This is a genomic window from Curvivirga sp., from assembly GCF_965219885.1.
In the GTDB taxonomy this organism is placed as follows: domain Bacteria; phylum Pseudomonadota; class Alphaproteobacteria; order UBA8366; family Aestuariispiraceae; genus Curvivirga.
The window spans coordinates 270,474-288,418 of record NZ_CBDCOT010000009.1 but is presented as its reverse complement, the minus strand read 5'-3'; the positions used below and the strand labels follow the sequence as shown (position 1 = coordinate 288,418).

Below are 17,945 nucleotides of genomic sequence, written 5' to 3'. Positions count from 1 at the left end.
CATAGTACTAATCTAAAAACAAAATTCTAGCGTTTCTTTTTATCCCCACCTTTTCGACGACCTTCGCCTGCATGGGTGGTGAAGAATGTTTTGGCTTTTGGCTTTCCACGATTTTTATTCATACCGCCCGATCTGAATTCCTGTTGGCCGCCGGGGTTTTGTCCACCACTGCTTCTACGTTGATAGCTGCTACGTTCATTACGACTTGGGAAAGGAACTAAACATTCCTTACCGCGCCCAATAAGATCGTCACGGCCCATTTCTTTTAAGGCATCACGAATAACAGGCCAGTTTTTCGGGTCATGATAACGTAAGAAAGCTTTGTGTAATTTCCGTTTCATGCCGCTACGTGGTGTGCCCACATGTTCACTTGCTTCACCACGGCGTACAGGATGCAGTGGATTTTTCTCACTATAATACATAGCGGTCGAAAGTGACATTGGTGTCGGTGTGAAGGTTTGCACTTGATCTGCACGGAAATTATTACGCTTTAACCAAAGCGCTAAATTCATCATATCTTCATCGGTGGTACCCGGATGGGCCGCGATGAAATAAGGGATCAGATATAATTCTTTACCTGCTTCTTTTGCGGCCCGATCAAACAATTCCTTAAATCGATCATAAGTGCCAATGCCCGGCTTCATCATTTTTTTAAGACTGTTTTCTTCGGTATGTTCCGGGGCAATTTTCAGATATCCACCCACATGATGTTTCACTAATTCTTTAATATATTTTGGACTTTCCACAGCCAAGTCGTAACGTACACCAGATCCGATAGAGACTTTCTTGACGCCATTTACATTACGCGCACGTTTATAAAGATCAATCAGTTCACCATGATCCGTTACAAGGTTTTTACAGATTACGGGATATACACAGGAAAGCTTACGACAGCCCGCATGAATTTTTGGATCTTTACAATTCATATGATACATATTGGCGGTTGGACCGCCTAGGTCAGAAATCTGTCCAGCGAAGCCTTTCACCTTGTCACGCATCTCTTCGATTTCGCGAATGACACTGTCATTGGATCGACTTTGAATCACGCGCCCTTCATGTTCGGTGATGGAACAGAAACTGCAACCACCGAAACATCCACGCATGATGTTGACAGAAAACTTGATCATGTCCCATGCAGGAATCTTTGCATCCCCATATGTCGGGTGAGGGTTTCTTGCATAAGGGAGATCAAACACACCATCCATTTCCGGTGTACTAAGTGGAATTGGCGGTGGATTTACCCAGATCTCCCGATCGCCATGGGCTTGCACCAATGGGCGTGCATTATCCGGATTACTTTCCACATGGATCAGGCGGCTAGCTTGCGCGTAGGTTTCTTTATCCTGAGATACCATTTCATAAGAAGGCACACGGATCACGTTATTTTCAATTTCGTGAGGTTGCAAAGGTGTCAATTCATCAATGGATGTATGATCTTGAACTGTCCAGCCTTCAGGTACATTTTCCAGATTAAAGGCAGCACCGCGCATATCCAGCATATCTGCAGGATGTTCACCTTTGGCACAACGATGGGCTAATTCAACAATGGCACGTTCTGCATTGCCGTATAAAAGAATATCTGCTTTTGCATCTAACAGGATAGAACGACGTACTTTGTTTGACCAATAATCAAAATGGGCCATGCGACGAAGGGAGGCCTCAATACCGCCAATAACGATTGGGGTTTTCTTATAAGCTTCGCGACACCGTTGTGTATAAACCAAGGTCGCACGATCTGGTCGTTTGCCGCCTTCATCATTTGGGGTGTAGCTATCATTATTACGGACTTTACGATCTGCCGTATAGCGGTTCACCATACTATCCATATTTCCGGCTGTGATGCCGAAGAATAGATTAGGACGACCCAGTTGTTTAAAATCCTCTTTATCTTGCCAGCGCGGTTGGGAAATAATCCCCACACGGAAACCTTGGGCTTCCAATACGCGTCCGATAACCGCCATGCCGAAGCTTGGATGATCCACATAGGCATCACCAGTGATCAGGATGATGTCACAGCTATCCCAACCCAACATGTCCATTTCTTCGCGGGACATAGGTAAAAACGGCGCATTCCCAAAACGGTGCGCCCAGTATTTCCGATAGGAAAATAATTTCTTATCTGGCTGTATAAAGGGTCGGGTCATCTTTTTAATCTATCCATCACTAATGGCTTCTGTCGTTCAAGCCTTGCCTAGCTTTTAACGGAAAACATCTAAAAGCTCAAATCACAATAAAAGTACAAGTTAAAGAAACGATAGGAATAAGAGTATCTGGAGAGTGAGAGTTATTACTATTCGGTATAATATCTATGGGTTTCTAATGGCTTATTATGTTGTTTATTATGAAGATGGCTGATACAGGGGTAGCTAGTGATTTCATGAAATTCCATTGTCAAAAGTCAATAGGGGGGTAAATGTTCAAAAAACAGAACGCTTCTTGGGGAGAGAATATCTCTGGCGCTCGCATTTGGGTCACCGGACATAATGGGCTCGTTGGTGGAAATATTTGTGAAATATTGAAAACTTTGGATTGCGAAGTTTTCAAGATACCAAGAGCTGAGCTTGATCTTACACGCCAATCAGATGTGGAAGAGGTTTTTAACCAGTTAAAACCTGATATTGTGATAAATGCAGCCGCGTTAGTAGGTGGAATAGAAGTCAATCGTTTGAAACCTGCAGAATTCGCATATCAAAATATGATGATTGGCGCGAATTTAGTTCACAATGCCGCTCGTATCGGTGTGTCTAAATTTGTGAATCTGGGTTCTTCCTGTATATATCCACGCCTTGCAAGGCAACCAGCTGCTGAGTCTAGCTTACTAACTGGGGCGTTAGAGCCTACAAATGAAGGTTATGCTATAGGCAAAATTTCTACGTTGAAGCTATGTCAATTTTATCGACAGGAATATGGACTTGATTTTATCACGGCTATCCCAACGAATTTATACGGTCCAGGTGATAATTTTTCTCCTACATATGGTCATGTTATTCCTGCCTTTATGTACAAATTTTATAATGCTATCAAAAATAATGAAGAGAAGGTAACATTTTGGGGAACAGGTACACCTGTTCGGGAGTTTTTATACATAAAGGATGCGGCGGAAGCTCTTGTTCATCTTACTTTAAATTATAGCGATTTAGAACCGATCAATGTCAGCGGCGGTCAGTCCTGTAATATTTTTGAATTAGCAGAAAAGATACGGCATATTTCAGGTTATCAAGGAGAGATTGTTTGGGATGAAGATAAGCCTGATGGAATGCCAAGGAAAGCATTGGACTCTACAAAAATCGAGGGGCTAGGCTGGAAGCCAGCTGTTGATCTTGATACAGGTTTGCGGGAAACATGGAGTTATTTTCTGTCAAAGATTGCAGAGGGGTAATTCGTGCGCGTTTTATTTGTTATTCAGGATTTTGAGTCTAAGAGGTTCAAGGATTCCGCTGGAAATATTGAATTTTACAGTCCTATGTTACAATCAGGATTAATTACTGAGCATAAACTTTTAAACTTTGGAATTGGGCAAGTTGATCATGATAGTCATGTTATTAAACGCCTTAAAGAATTGAAGCACTTACTTAATGATGATGAAGTGATTGTCTATGGGGCAGGTGTGCACACGGCGCGATATTTGAAAGAATTTACAGAGTTTAATGTCGTGGCGTTGGCTGATAAAGATGTGAAATTGCAACAAGGGTGTAGATTTGGCCATCTGGTTATTTCTCCTGAAGAAATCGGAAATTATGCGACGAATATAATTATTTCCAGCAAGGCATGGGAAGATTCTATAGTTATGGATTTGCGATCTCGTTATGGATCCAAAGTAAACATATATACATTATATGATGAGAATGATAATTATGATCTCTTGAAGGAAAATGCTTCAAATCAGTTGAGGACGGAAGTAGCTGCTTTTCTACCTGATCTTATTGCTTACAGCAGTGCGCATGCAGAGGATCGTTTACCTGGCAATTTGTTTATGTCTCTCAAGGAAACATATCCATCCTTAAAATTTGTAAACATTCTTTGGGACTATGATGAGCAAGCCTATGGAAATAGCTATTTAGCTCAAGAGCGAGATTTTCTTACTTACTCAGATTGTGTGATTGAAAATAGCTGTTTTTCACGTATTGAGCGAATGAAGAAATCGAAAGCGCCTTATGAACAACATCCCAATACAGAGAAGATTTTTTTTCATCCTACAATTTTCAGTGAAACATTGTTCCATCCTCAAGATGTTGAAAAAGATATAGATATTGCGATTTTTGGAAATCCTGCGGGGAATAGACGAGAATGGATTTCTTTTTTACAGAGCGTTTTCGGGGACCGTTTCCATCATATAGGCGGAGGCGAGAATGTTCATGGTTACATTCCCGTCGAAGAATATGCGACCATGTTGAGGAGATCAAAAATTGTTGTGAATACACAGTCTTTCTCGTTCGCACCACAATGTAAAGGGAAGGTGAGGGAGGCATTGGGAGTAGGAGCGTTCTTATTAGAAGAAGATAACGAAGAAACGAGGGCTTTTGTTAAGGCTGATAATGCGCTTGTTTACTTTAAGGGCGAAGATGATCTGGTTGCAAAAATTGGGTATTATCTTGAGCATAAAGATGAGAGAGAAGTTATTGCGCAAAACGGACATCGCTGGTTGAGAGAGAATTATAGTGCTAAAAAGTGGACTGAAACTTTGTTCAATTTTATTGGCTTCTAGTTGAGGGATGCAGATGGTTGGTGAAAGCAGGCCATTAGTCGTGATTTTATGCGGTGGATTGGGAACTCGTATTCGTTCTGTCATCGGTGAGACGCCAAAAGTTTTAGCGGAAGTGAATGGGTTGCCTTTTTTAGTTTGGCAGATTTCTTATCTCTATGGTTTGGGGTTTCGAGATTTTCATCTTGCGCTCGGTTATCGTGCAGATGCTGTGTTGAGTTATATATCCAGCGCCCCAGATAAGTTTGAGAATCTGAAACTAGAATATACGATCGAAGATAGGCCCCTCGGGACCGCAGGTGCGGTGGCAAATGTTGTAAGATGTAACACAGGTTACATAGGTGATATGTTGATCTTGAATGGTGATACATTTGTTTTTGCGGATTTTAAGAGCTTCATTTCGACATGGAAGGCACGTCAAGAAAACGTTGGGTTGTTATCCTGTTATAGTGATGACGCTAACCGTTATGGTTTATTAGATATTTCTAATAAGAAGCAATTGAATAAATTTACGGAGAAAACAGGTGAGAACAAGGCGGGATGGATTAATGCTGGTGCATATCTTATTACTCGTGAATCTCAAGCTGTTTTATCCTCTATTGAGGTGGGGTCATTGGAATATGACTTCTTTGAAAATGGTGTGTTGGGAAATGTATTTATAGATTGTCAGAATGTACCGTTTTTAGATATCGGAACGGAAGAAACCTATTGGACTGCAAGCGATTTCTTAAAAAAGCACATGACATATTTTGCGAACAATTTTATGGTCGATTAAGTATTAATTTTTAAAATTGTTTCAATATGATCATTTGTCGTACACCGTTTCGTATATCCTTGTTTGGAGGTGGATCGGATTATCCTGCTTGGTACTCAAAATTTGGCGGTTCAGTTATCGGGGCGACCATTAATAAGTACTGTTATATAAGTATACGGGAGCTTCCTCCCTTTTTTGAGCATAAAAATAGAATCGTATATTCGAAAATTGAATTGACTAAATCTATTGATGATATTCAACATCCTGCAGTGCGTGCGATTTTACAAGAATACAATATGAGAGATGGAATAGAGGTCAGTCACGCAGCGGATTTACCTGCACGATCTGGTCTTGGCTCTAGTTCTGCATTTACAGTTGGTTTGATACATTCAATCTTGACGCTTAAGAACCAACCTACATCCTCAGAACTCCTGACAAAAGAAGCAATCAGAATAGAGCAGGATGTTATCGGTGAAAATGTGGGATCTCAGGATCAGACATGGGCGGCGTATGGTGGCTTGGGACGCATAGATTTTAAGCAAAATAATGATATTAAGATGAAGGCGCTAAGTGTTTCGATAGACAGGAAAGAGAAGTTGGAAGATCATTTGTTGTTATTTTTTACCGGTGTAACGCGCTTCGCTGATAAGATCGCGAAAAATAAAATCCAAAACTTACCAAACAAGGAAAAGCAAGTTTTTGAAATGATAAAATTTGTGGATGAAGCTCAAACTATCTTAGAGGCCAAAGAGTTCAATATTGCAGATTTAGGAAAGCTCTTGCATGAGAACTGGAAGTTAAAGCGTGATTTGGCACCTGAAGTTACTAATTCATTTATTGATGATATTTATGAAGCAGCGATTGGTGCCGGAGCCTATGGAGGTAAACTACTTGGAGCTGGAGGTGGCGGTTTTATATTGTTTGTTGCAAAACCTTCGTATCATCAGAAAATTCGAGAAAAATTAAATTCTTTGATACATGTAAATTTTTCATTAGGAAGCCCAGGTAGTAAAATTGTCGTTTGTGAACGAGACGGTTTGGACAAGCTATAAAGATCAGATATGCATTTTAAACTTATTTATGAAAATCACTGGAATTTTGGCTTAAGCGTTGCGGAGACATTTTTGATGCTCAAATATGCGTTGGAGAATGTCGGCCATCGTGCGGATATAGAGAAAGAATTTTGCCCTGGCTTTATCAATGTAGTTATGGAAAATTTTGATGAAGAGTTTTTGGCTAGAATTAATGATCAGTGGACAGATGATACTAAGCTGATCGTAATTGCGACAGAGTTTTTAACGGGCTCAACTTTTAATGATATTTATGACGACCCTGAAGAGCGTGAAAGTAAACGAAATCATTATCAGAATAAGAAGCTTTGGCAGGATCGGTTTGATAACTTTGTGAAGCTTGCTCCTAGGATGTCAGCAATCTGGCATCTGGCGTTTCAAGAGGTGCCTATATACCAGAATATATTTAAAGATATACCTGTCGGTTATCTTCCTCATATCTATTCTGAAAATTTTTCACGTGTTACCCATTTGCAAGACGATGAAAAAGATATTGATGTCTTTTTTTCTGGCGCTCAAAATCAATACCGTAATAAAATTTTAGATAGCTTACGTGATGTTGGTTTGAATGTAGTTATGACCCATCAAATGACGGCCCCATTCCATAGAGAAGATTTAATCGCGCGCTCTAAGCTAGCTGTTAATATTAAACAAAATTCCGATTGGGCTTATGAATCAAACTCACGTCTTTTTTATCATATAAATAACGATTCATTGGTGTTGACGGAAAAATGCTCTGATCCATCAGATCTAAATAAATATGTAGTTACAGTCGATAACAATTGGGTTGAGCTTGTTAAAGAGCAGTTGAGCCTTGGCCATTTCACGGAGCGTGCAATTGGTATTCGTCAAGATTTCGCAAAAGATAAAACACCTGAGATGATTATACCGTTATTACTAAGTGATAGTGGTTTGTTTGAGTAAAGAATTGAGCGGGAAATGCCAGCCGAGTTAAATCAAGATATTTTGCAAACTTTTTATAAGAAACTATATCTTATTAGAAGAGTAGAAGAAAAAATCGCCGAAATATATCCAAGTGACAAAATTAAAAGTCCTGTTCATCTCTCAATCGGCCAAGAATATATTAGTGTAGCAGTATGCGAAAATCTTCGCGAAAGTGATTATGTATCTGCAACATATCGGGGGCATGCAGCTTATTTGGCAAAAGGAGCTCCTTTAAAAGGTATGATTGCAGAGTTGTATGGTAAAGAGGGAGGGATCGCACGAGGGCGTGCTGGTTCCATGCATCTTGTTAGCGCAGCTGACCGTGTAATAGGTATGTCTGCTGTCGTTGGAACTGGTATTCCCGTTGCTGTTGGCCATGCTTTAACATTGAAGATGCAAGCTAGTGATGCTGTAGTTGTTTGTTTTTTCGGTGATGGTGCTACAGAAGAGGGATGTTTTATAGAAAGTGTTAATTTTGCTGCATTGCATAAGTTGCCGATTTTATTTGTCTGTGAGAACAATTTTTTGGCAATCCATGAGCCTCTTGAAAAAAGATGGGCTTCGAACGAATTAACGGAACGGATTGAAACATATGGTATTTCAACCCGAAAGTTTGAAGCACCAGATATGATTGGAATTTATACCGAAGTTCAACAAGACATTGAACGTATCAGAAATGGTGAGGGACCTGCATTTATTGAATGTCATACACATCGTTGGTTTGAACATGTCGGGCCAAACATGGATTATGATGCGCCTTATCGATCTAGAGCAGTTGCACAAAAGTGGCACGGTCAAGATTGTGTCAAAGTGATCCGAGATCGAATTCCTGATGAAATTGCACAAAATATCGATGCTGATATTGATGCGGAAATAAATGACGCTTTCAATTTCGCAGAAGAATCTAATTTCCCTCAATCAGATGAGTTGTATGATTATGTCTACGCAGAGTGATTTAAGAAGTTTAAAATATTTCGAGGCCATTCGTGAAGCTACTCAACAGGAAATGCAACGAGATGACCGTGTGTTTCTGATGGGACTCGATGTAGATGACCATAAAGGTATTCAAGGATCAACGCTTGGTTTGGTTGATGAGTTTGGTGCAAGCCGCGTGTTTACAACACCTTTATCTGAAGATGCTATGACAGGGGTTGCAATTGGGGCGGCAATGGCTGGACAGCGTCCTATTCATGCACATATCCGGATGGATTTTCTACTATTATGTATGAATCAACTTATTAATATCGCAGCAAAAAGTCATTATATGTATGCGGGCCAAGTTCAGGTTCCAATGGTAATACGGACGATGATTGGTAAATCATGGGGGCAAGGAGGACAACATTCGCAAGGGTTGCATAGTATGTTTATGCATGTGCCGGGTATAAAGATAGTTGCGCCATCAAACGCTTATGATGTGAAAGGATGTATGATTGCGGCGATTAGAGATAACAATCCTGTTGTCGTAATGGAACATCGGTTATTGTATGGTACATCTTCATATGTTCCTGAAGAACCTTATGAAATTGAGTTTGGAAAGGCACGTGTTGCGCGAAGTGGTGGTGATGTTACTATAGTCGGTATTTCTAGTATGCAGCTAGAAGCGTTACGTGCCGCTGAAATTTTACAAGAAAAAGATATCTCTGCTGAAATTATTGATCCTATTTCACTTTCTCCTTTGGATAGCGAGACCATTATTAAATCAGTGCGGAAGACGAAACGATTGGTTGTTGTCGATAGTGGGTGGTTAACTTGCGGTGCAAGTGCGGAGATCATTACTAAAGTGACAGAAGCATTATCTAATGAAATGACTTTCTCAGTAAAACGAATTGGTTTTGCTGAAGCTACCTGTCCGACAACACCGAGTCTTGAAGATGTGTTTTATCCAAATTCAGGTACTATTGCTCAAGTGGCATACAAAATGCTTCACCCTAATAAAGAATGGTGTTTGGATCCATCTGTTGTAGAGCTCGCTCATGAAAAAGAATTTAAAGGGCCTTTTTAGGGGGGATTAAATGGTTACAAATGATATTGTCCTAATTAATCCTGGTGGCCGAGGAAAAATTTATCAGTCTTTGGGGAAAAGTTTAACGGCGATTGAGCCGCCGTTATGGTGTCGACTTATTGCCGGTTATCTTTTGGATCGTGGGTTTTCAGTTCAAATCCTAGATACAGAAGCAATGGAAATGTCTGACAATGATGTTATTTCTTGGTTAGAAGAAAACCCTACAAAGCTTGTTTCTGTGGTTGTATTTGGACATCAACCATCAGCGTCAACCCAGATGATGGCGCCGGCTGGACAATTATGTAAAAAAATTAAAAAAGAACTTTCACATCAAAAAATCTCAATTGTTGGTGGGCATGTTTCTGCCTTGCCGGAACGAACCGTTCTTGAAGAAGCAGTAGATTTCGCATGCGTGGGTGAAGGGCCACGGACTCTTGAAGGGATTTTGAAGGTTTTGTCTTCTGAGAATGAGGAGAAAGATTTTTCGGATATTCCGGGTATTTGTTATCTATTAGATGGCAAAGTAATCCGCCAAACGCCGCCTCCGCTTATTGAGGATTTAGATAAGGATTTGCACGGAAATACATGGCACCTTCTTCCTATGGAGAAATACCGTGCGCATAATTGGCATTGTTTTGGTCAGTTAGACGATCGGATGCCTTATGCATCTATCTATACAACTTTGGGGTGCCCTTACAAATGCGTCTTTTGCTGTATTAACGCCCCATTTGATAGTAATCGTTATCGTTGTAGATCGCCGCAGGCTGTCGTTGCAGAGATTGAAACTCTCTATCATGATTATGGTGTTAAATCATATAAAATCATTGATGAAATGTTTGTTCTTAAGAGGCGTCATTATATTGAGATATGCGAATTACTTGCTCAAAAAGAGTTCTCCAAAGATTTAAATATATGGGCCTATGCGCGTGTCGATACTATTAAGCAAGATACTCTTGAATTGATGTTTAATGCGGGTATCAAATGGCTTGCTCTTGGCATTGAATCTGGAAGTGAGCTTGTTCGAGATGGGGCAGAAAAATCATTCTCTCAACAAGATATACGTGATATTGTAAAAAGTATTCAGGATGCAGGCATCAATGTGATTGGTAATTTCATTTTTGGTTTACCTGATGATACACATGAAAGTATGCGAGAAACATTCGATTTAGCGAAAGAGTTGAATTGTGAATTTGTAAATTTCTATGCGGCGATGGCTTATCCTGGCTCTGCCCTGTATATGCAGGCAGTTAATAACAACATAAAACTGCCAGATGATTGGGCCGGATACTCTCAACATAGTGTGAATTGTTTGCCAATGCCTACAGTAAAACTGTCAGCTGCACAGGTTTTGAAATTCCGTGATGATGCATTTCATGATTTTTTCGATTCAGAAAAATATCTGAATATGATTTCTAGCAAATTTGGAACTGAAACTAGAGAACATATAAAAGAGATGGCTAAAGTGAGGTTAACTCGAAATCTATTATAAAATAGAAACATAAAAGTGTTCACTTTTGATTGGATGGATGTCAATGAATAACTTAAATAATCTAGAATGTAGTCTAAATGGGGAGGTATTTAACCTTCAGGGGCAGAGAAAACAGTTATCCTTGTTTAACCTTTTCTCAGATTCAAGTGACATGAAATCTGACAAGTCGGCCCTCATGGAAAAACTATCGGCTTATTTGTTAAGTTTACCGAACTTAGCTGTTTATGTGAGGAGTGATTTCTGGAAACGTTTAGTTAAGGTTAACGATGCGTTACGGACACATACGAAACTTATTCTTATAGACGATCTTTCCGATGCCGATGGGGATAAAGCTTTTGAATATATTTCGTTAGATGTAGCTACCCTAGATGAGGTCGATAATTTTTTTATTGCTGAGATTGATTATGTCCATATTTTTGATATGGAATTTATGCTCAAAGACCGTATTAATTCGAAGCAAGAAATTATTACGCCAAACATTATTGGTAAGATTGCTACAGACGAGATTCCTTTATCTGCCTGGACAGCTTTTCAACGTACAATTTACCCTATTCGAGTGCCACATATAGAAATTGAAGACAATCTTGATGTATTGCTCTTTGATTGTCCCTCTAGAAATTTAGCATTGATGCCTAACGGATTGGCATATGTACATAATGCCTTGAAAAAAGCGAATGTGAAGCATCAAACCTTTGATTTGGATATTGTTGTCTATCATCAGTATCACATTAACCGTATTTTTAATTTAGGTGGTAAAGTTGTTTTAGAAAGCGGATATGAATTACCAGAGGATCCTTGGCAATCGCAAAATTATGATGTGTGGGCACGTCCAGATGTTATTGATTATTTTGAACCATTTATCCAACAAGCTGCTTATCAGATCGCTCGGCACAAACCTAAAATTTTGGCTTTATCTATTCAAGCCTGCAACGAACAATTTACTGCGCGATTAATCAATCGCGTCAAGGCATTATTTCCGGAAATTAAAATTCTCTTGGGCGGCTATAGCTGTAATAGTGCAGATATTGGCTTTCGAGCTTTCCCAGACGCGGATTATATGTGTATTGGCGAAGCCGATCTTTCTGTTGGACCTTTAGTCGAAGCTGTTACTAAAGGAGAGCGTCCTGCAAATATGCCTGGAGTTTTGTCAAGGGACGATGATCCTGAAATTCCATTCATTCCCGCCCCTATGTGTCATAATATAGATGTCTTGGATTTCCCTAAATATGAATGGTTTGGTATTGATATTTACATCAATTTCAATGGATATCGTTTGACACCCGTAATTGCTAGTCGCGGGTGTAGATGGGCGAGATGCACATTCTGTGCGGAAAGATTTTATTGGAGAATTCGTTCCCCTAAAAACTTTGTTGATGAATTAGAGTGGCTTGCAAAGCAAGGATGTCATTTATTCATGTTTAATGAAAGTGACTTAAATGGCAACCCAACCATGCTTATGGATATCTGTGATGAAATCATCCGTCGAGAATTGAATGTTCTTCTAACAGGGCAACTTAGAATTCATAAACGTTGCGATGATAATTTCTTTAAGAAATTAAAACAGGCAGGTTTCGCAACGCTTCGTTTTGGGATCGATGCTTTCTCTGAGAATGCTTTGAGGTTACAGAAAAAGGGTTATACGAAAGATACAATTTCCAAAACTCTTAAAGCCTGTCATGACGCAGGGATATTATCTGAAATTAACTGGGTTATTGGAGTTCCTGGCGAGACAGAGGAAGATATTGATGAAGGTATCGATCTGATCTTAGAGAATAAACAATATATTTTCAGATTGGCAAATATCAATCCGTTAATTCTTGCAAATGGCGGTGTTTATTGGCTTGAGCCAGAGGCGCATAATATTAAGTTCCGATTGCCCAAAGAAGAACTATACAAACGCTTTTTTAGAGCGATACCTGCTCATCTTTGGTATTCGGAAGAACCATATATCGATGGATCTGTCCGAAAGCGATGGTTTGAAAAAATAGTTTTGAGACTTCATGAAGAAGGTTTTCCAATTGGTGACTGGGCTTCAAGGGTTATTGAAGATGTCTTGCAAAATCGTGACGCAAATAGAGGTGACGATAATGCAGAGATGAAGGCAAAGGAAAATCTTGAATTACCTGAATATGAGTTTAAGGAAGATTATAAGGGGTATAAAATTTACCAATATACCAAGCGCTTTTATGCAGTTCCAGTGCATGTCACTGAGTTAGATTTTATGATTTATAATGAATTACCGAGAGGTGTTTTACGAGATATTACAATCGAAGCACTTAAATCGGTCATCGATACCTCGCAAGATTGGGCAGACTCCCGAGGCCAATATAAAGTTGTCTCAAAACCGCATAAGCTTTTGTCTGATCAGGAAAAATCGAATTATGAATATGTTATCAAGCTTGATGAGAACTTTTATGCCTTTACAAATGAGCAATGGATAGAAGTTAAGAAGCATTTATCCCTAGATGAAGTTGATCAAGTAAAGGTGAACAGTCATTATCGAGATAACTGGTCCGGTGTATTAGTAACTTATGCTGGGGAATATAAAATTATTGGATGTGCTGACCAATATTATACAGTGCCCTTGGATGTCCCTAGAATGACTGCCGAAATGCTTCCGGAAATGTCAAATTATGGTATTTCTGCATTTGTAACTTTTAACGATGCGGTTGATCATGCTTGGTCACATAGTAGCTCCAAGATAGCCTCTGCCTTGGTAAGAGAAACTAGTGAGAATAGTGAAGAACAGAATGTGGGAGAGAATTTAGGTCCTGCATCTGAGGCATTTACCTCAAAACCTATATTGCTTGAGGAAAAAGGCGATTATCATATTATCGGATATGAAGGGGTTATCTATGGTGTACCTAGTCAATATTCGGATGTAGATTTAACCGAAGTTGATATTATATCTTGGCCTGGGGTTATTAGAGATGTCTCCAGAGATGCTGTACTTGATCAAGTGGAAGAAAAGCAGGGAATGGCGATGCTTTATGGTCAAGCACAACTATGAGAATTCAACAGTTTGATCTAGATAGATATTCCAATCCGTCAGAGTGGCAGGATCATTGTTTTGGTCTAAGTGCTGATGAAGTCGGAGAAATTGCCAGAATGACAATCTGCGTAACAGGTGCCGCAACTGGCTATGGACTAGAGATATCTAGAGTTTTATCTGTTCTTGGAGCAACAGTTATTCTGTTGTCACGAAGACTATCGAAACTAGAAGCAGCGAAAGCTTTGTTGATGTCTGAAGGGGGCGATGAGCACAGAATTTTCATTGCACCTGTTGATCTTACGAAAGAAAAGCAAGTTACAGATTATTTATGTCGGTTTTTGTCAGAATATGGAGAAATTCATGGCTGGGTCAATAATGCGGCATTGCCTTGCAAATCACCAGGGCGAAATCAATCTCCTATGTTAACGTTAGAGTTAGAAGATTGGCAAAGTATTATGCAAACGAATGTAACTGCTCCATGGTATGCATCTCGCGAATTAATTCGATTACATAAACCAGGTAACAAACTTAGAATAGTGAATTTCTCTTCCCTTGCAGGCTGGAGTTATAAAGGTGGTGTTGGGCCATATAACGTTTCGAAAGCAGCATTGAATAATATGACAATGTCTATGGCTCATGAAACTGCAATGAAAATGCCTGATGAAGATATCCAAATGAATGTCTTGATACCAACAGAAGCAAAAAGCGAAATGAATCAAGGTTCAGAAGAAAGTCCACTCAAAATAATACCTATGCTGTTAAAATTGCTGGCACAAGGATTTGATGGTCCAAATGGCTATTTCTTTCACCATAATGGAGCATCCTATCGATTTACAGATCGTCTGCCTTATGCTGCGGGATTGTAAAGACAATCGAACTGTTAGTGAAATGGATGTTATGCTTTTAATTGTAGAGATAAATATTTGCTATTCCGCTTCGAGTGAACATTAAAATTAAAGTAGTAACCATGAAAAAAGTATCAATATTTATAACACATGCTTGGCGATTTCATAATGACTGGAATTTGTTAACATCAATGATGGAGAATATTAAGGAAACACCATGGATTAACTATAGTGTTCCTTGGTATGATCCTGCCATAAGTACACATACTGAAACTGGTAAACTGGCGTTGAAGAATATGCTTTTTACACAGATCCTACCAGCCGAAGCGGTTGTGTTCTTGGAGGAACCATATCAATCAAAAAGCAGCCGTGAATGGATAGATTATGAGATTGAGCAAGCGCGAAAATTAGGAAAGAAGATTATCGCATTACCTGACTCTCAAACTTTAAGTTATCAAGGATTGCTTGACGGAAGCGATGTTTTCCCAATGGTTTGGGATTTAAATCAAATTCGGCAAGAAATTCAGAAAGTTTAACAATGGTAGTGATCGATTTAAGTTTTTTAGGGTCAGTTTGTTTTGTAATGTTCGGGAGTTAAAATAATGAGAATAGCATTAATAATACCCCAGACTAATTATCCGGCTCCGCCTCCTAACCTTGATATGCTTCCACAAGGGCCCGCTTATATTGCAGGAGCCTTAAAAGCAGCGGGGCATTCGGTTTTTGGGGTTACGACGAACTATGACATGTCAGGTCGGCCCGCTTACGTTGTTCTGGAGGAAGCTATAAAAAACGCAATAAACACTTATCAGCCTGAATTAATTGCTGTTGGGGCAATGGCAGCAGAATATTTATTTTTACGTGATGCTATTCAACTAAGTCGTCAACATGCATCTCATGTGCCTATAGTATGTGGTGGCAGCATTATGACCAATGACCGGGTTGCTTTTGAGATGTTAAGACCAGACTTTGCGATCATGGATGAAGGTGAAGATCCGATCCTTGATCTCGTTAGTGCGCTAGAAACTCATCAAGCAGTTCATGATATTGACAATCTTGCCTATTGGAAAGATGGCCGAGCGATCTATAATAAATTGCGTCCTGCTGTGAAAAAGTTAGATGATCTTGCATTACCGGATTATGATGTATTGGATATCAATACATATTTTGAAATGTCCAATCAAACGGATCAATATTTCAAAGTACTGAAGGAAACACGCCCTCGCATGTTACCTATCAGTTCAGGTCGATCTTGTCCTTATAAATGTACATTCTGCCAATATTCAACTGTAGAAGGGTCTCGACGTAAATATCGCGGTCGTACCATGCGTTCTGTTGTCGATGAGGTTACTCATTTTCACGATAAATACGATATTAATATTCTAAAGATTTATGATGATTTGTTTTCTGTGAAGGAAGACCGTATCCGTGAGTTTTGTGATTTAATGCGGGAGACGAAGCTTGGTATTCATTGGAACGCTTCTATGCGTGTTTGTGATGTGACGCCAGATTTACTACGTGATATGAAAGATGCTGGATGCGTTTATATTGGATATGGCTTCGAAAGTGCGGATGACAATGTACTAGATAGCATGCAGAAGAAAGTAACGGTTAAAGAAATACAGCATGCAATCGAGATTACGGAGCAAGCAGGTGTAGGTGTCCAGGGGAACTTTATTTTTGGCGACCCTGCTGAGACACAAAGCTCTATAGAGAATACAATAGATTTTTATGAAAAACACTGTAAGGATCATATTATCCACTGTGACTACGTAACACCTTATCCTGGAAGCCCCATTTTTGACCATACGGTTCGTAAGGGGTTAATAGGGGATCGCAGTAATTATTATGAAACGATCCATACACGTCCACAATATAATATGACGAAGATGAAAGATGAGGATATCTTTTCAGCAGTGGATCAGCATGTTCAAACTCAATTATATGGTTTGAAGCACCTTAAGAATCTCAAATTCGGCATCGCTGATAAAGCAGGTTTCACGCATCCCTATTTTGATAATAAAACACTTCATCAGGTACAAGGTGAATGCCCTCATTGTGGGGAGACGTGCGAATATATCTTACCACGTGTGATGCCATCTGAAGAAAACTGGGCAGATCAACTTAAATTGCTGGAACCTACGCGCCAGATTTGTTCTCACTGTTCTAAGCGAGTGTTGGTTTCATTTGTTTCATTTAGTGTGTTTGCGGATGCTTTTGAGAAATATATTCAAAAGGTTAATGAAATAGCAGAAACCGATCAGACAGTTTTTGTAGCACCTGTTCTAGCATTTAGTACGATTGATTGTATCGCCGCTCTTGGCATGAATTTCTTTGATTTGAATATAAATGCCTTATTGCAAAACCGCCCGGCATTGAGAGGAATGAAGATGTTTGATTGGCCTATTAAACATTTCAATCAGGAGATATTTTATACCTTTCCAAAAGCTAAAGTTGTTATCATGCCTCATCGTGATACCGAGAAGATATATGAAGAACTTAAAGAATGGGGCGTTAGCGATGAACGAATATACGCACCCTTAAACGGATGTTTAGATACTAACTAGAATAGATATCTATGTGAGCGTTGCTTATAATGATATCATCAGGATTGAATTACAAAATATTTGAAAGATTTTAAGATAATGACGGATTTGTATCCAGAGGGAAAACATGCTGTGGCTGCATCTGATCCAGATGTTGTCTTTATAGAGCCGATAGATACATGTAATTTACGTTGCCGGATGTGTCATGTAACCTAAATTAAGCCTCTATCTAAAGTTAAAGTGGACATCGATATTCTTTTAGAAAGAATATTAGAACTGCCCTCTACAACAAAGATTATCATCGGCGCAGCGTTTGAGCCAATGGCCCATAAAGGTTTTACGAAATTAGTCACAACCTTAGGTGAAAAAGGTTATCCAATTCAATTTATTACGAATGGGACGTTGTTCACTGATGAGAATATTGAAGCCCTAGCAAGTGTTCCCATCGAAAGAGTGGGCATTTCTTTCGATGGTATTCGTGAAGAAACATATGAATGGATAAGAGTTCGGGCAAATTGGAAGGCGACACTCGAGAAAATATCGAAATTCCGAAATGCTCTAAAAATACTTCTACACAATTTACTATAAATTGTGTGATTA

Annotated in this window: 14 protein-coding genes; 13 read left to right on the top strand and 1 reads right to left on the bottom strand. The window is 39.4% G+C overall.

Annotated features, from left to right (window positions below; genetic code table 11):
* Positions 1–26: 26 nt before the first annotated feature.
* Positions 27–2,144 (bottom strand): YgiQ family radical SAM protein, encoded by a 2,118-nt coding sequence (locus tag ACOQOA_RS06920; protein WP_420547913.1) that lies wholly within the window; start codon positions 2,142–2,144, stop codon positions 27–29.
* 269 nt (positions 2,145–2,413) lie between these two features.
* Here ACOQOA_RS06920 and ACOQOA_RS06915 point away from each other — a divergent pair, with 269 nt between their 5' ends.
* The 13 genes from ACOQOA_RS06915 to ACOQOA_RS06855 all read left to right on the top strand — a co-directional run bounded on the left by ACOQOA_RS06915 (position 2,414) and on the right by ACOQOA_RS06855 (position 17,933).
* A complete protein-coding gene (locus tag ACOQOA_RS06915; RefSeq protein WP_420547912.1) occupies positions 2,414–3,379 on the top strand; it encodes a GDP-L-fucose synthase family protein in 966 nt (321 codons plus the stop codon).
* A 3-nt stretch (positions 3,380–3,382) separates the two neighbouring features.
* Positions 3,383–4,705, top strand: coding sequence for a glycosyltransferase family protein (locus tag ACOQOA_RS06910; RefSeq protein ID WP_420547911.1), 1,323 nt, complete (start codon positions 3,383–3,385; stop codon positions 4,703–4,705).
* 13 nt (positions 4,706–4,718) lie between these two features.
* Entirely contained in the window at positions 4,719–5,477 is a 759-nt protein-coding gene (locus tag ACOQOA_RS06905; protein ID WP_420547910.1) for a sugar phosphate nucleotidyltransferase, read from the top strand.
* Positions 5,478–5,689: 212 nt separating this feature from the next.
* Complete coding sequence (locus ACOQOA_RS06900; protein ID WP_420547909.1) at positions 5,690–6,508, top strand: kinase; 819 nt, start codon at positions 5,690–5,692, stop codon at positions 6,506–6,508.
* A 9-nt stretch (positions 6,509–6,517) separates the two neighbouring features.
* The gene (locus tag ACOQOA_RS06895; protein ID WP_420547908.1) at positions 6,518–7,450 is read left to right on the top strand and encodes a hypothetical protein; all 933 of its coding nucleotides are present in this window, start codon (positions 6,518–6,520) and stop codon (positions 7,448–7,450) included.
* Between the two features lie 15 nt (positions 7,451–7,465).
* Positions 7,466–8,425 carry a thiamine pyrophosphate-dependent dehydrogenase E1 component subunit alpha gene (locus tag ACOQOA_RS06890; RefSeq protein WP_420547907.1) on the top strand — a complete coding sequence of 320 codons (960 nt, stop codon included), beginning with the start codon at positions 7,466–7,468 and terminating at the stop codon, positions 8,423–8,425.
* Entirely contained in the window at positions 8,409–9,473 is a 1,065-nt protein-coding gene (locus tag ACOQOA_RS06885) for an alpha-ketoacid dehydrogenase subunit beta (RefSeq protein ID WP_420547906.1), read from the top strand. Before ACOQOA_RS06890 ends, ACOQOA_RS06885 begins: the two co-directional genes overlap by 17 nt.
* A 10-nt stretch (positions 9,474–9,483) precedes the next feature.
* Positions 9,484–10,962, top strand: a complete 1,479-nt coding sequence (locus ACOQOA_RS06880) for a B12-binding domain-containing radical SAM protein (protein WP_420547905.1) — start codon at positions 9,484–9,486, stop codon at positions 10,960–10,962.
* 43 nt (positions 10,963–11,005) lie between these two features.
* The gene (locus ACOQOA_RS06875; protein ID WP_420547904.1) at positions 11,006–13,972 is read left to right on the top strand and encodes a B12-binding domain-containing radical SAM protein; all 2,967 of its coding nucleotides are present in this window, start codon (positions 11,006–11,008) and stop codon (positions 13,970–13,972) included.
* A complete protein-coding gene (locus ACOQOA_RS06870) occupies positions 13,969–14,820 on the top strand; it encodes an SDR family NAD(P)-dependent oxidoreductase (protein WP_420547903.1) in 852 nt (283 codons plus the stop codon). Before ACOQOA_RS06875 ends, ACOQOA_RS06870 begins: the two co-directional genes overlap by 4 nt.
* 101 nt (positions 14,821–14,921) lie before the next feature.
* Positions 14,922–15,335 carry a TIR domain-containing protein gene (locus tag ACOQOA_RS06865; RefSeq protein ID WP_420547902.1) on the top strand — a complete coding sequence of 138 codons (414 nt, stop codon included), beginning with the start codon at positions 14,922–14,924 and terminating at the stop codon, positions 15,333–15,335.
* A gap of 66 nt (positions 15,336–15,401) precedes the next feature.
* Positions 15,402–17,366 (top strand): B12-binding domain-containing radical SAM protein, encoded by a 1,965-nt coding sequence (locus ACOQOA_RS06860; RefSeq protein ID WP_420547901.1) that lies wholly within the window; start codon positions 15,402–15,404, stop codon positions 17,364–17,366.
* 219 nt (positions 17,367–17,585) lie between these two features.
* The gene (locus ACOQOA_RS06855) at positions 17,586–17,933 is read left to right on the top strand and encodes a radical SAM protein (RefSeq protein WP_420547900.1); all 348 of its coding nucleotides are present in this window, start codon (positions 17,586–17,588) and stop codon (positions 17,931–17,933) included.
* Positions 17,934–17,945 lie beyond the last annotated feature (12 nt).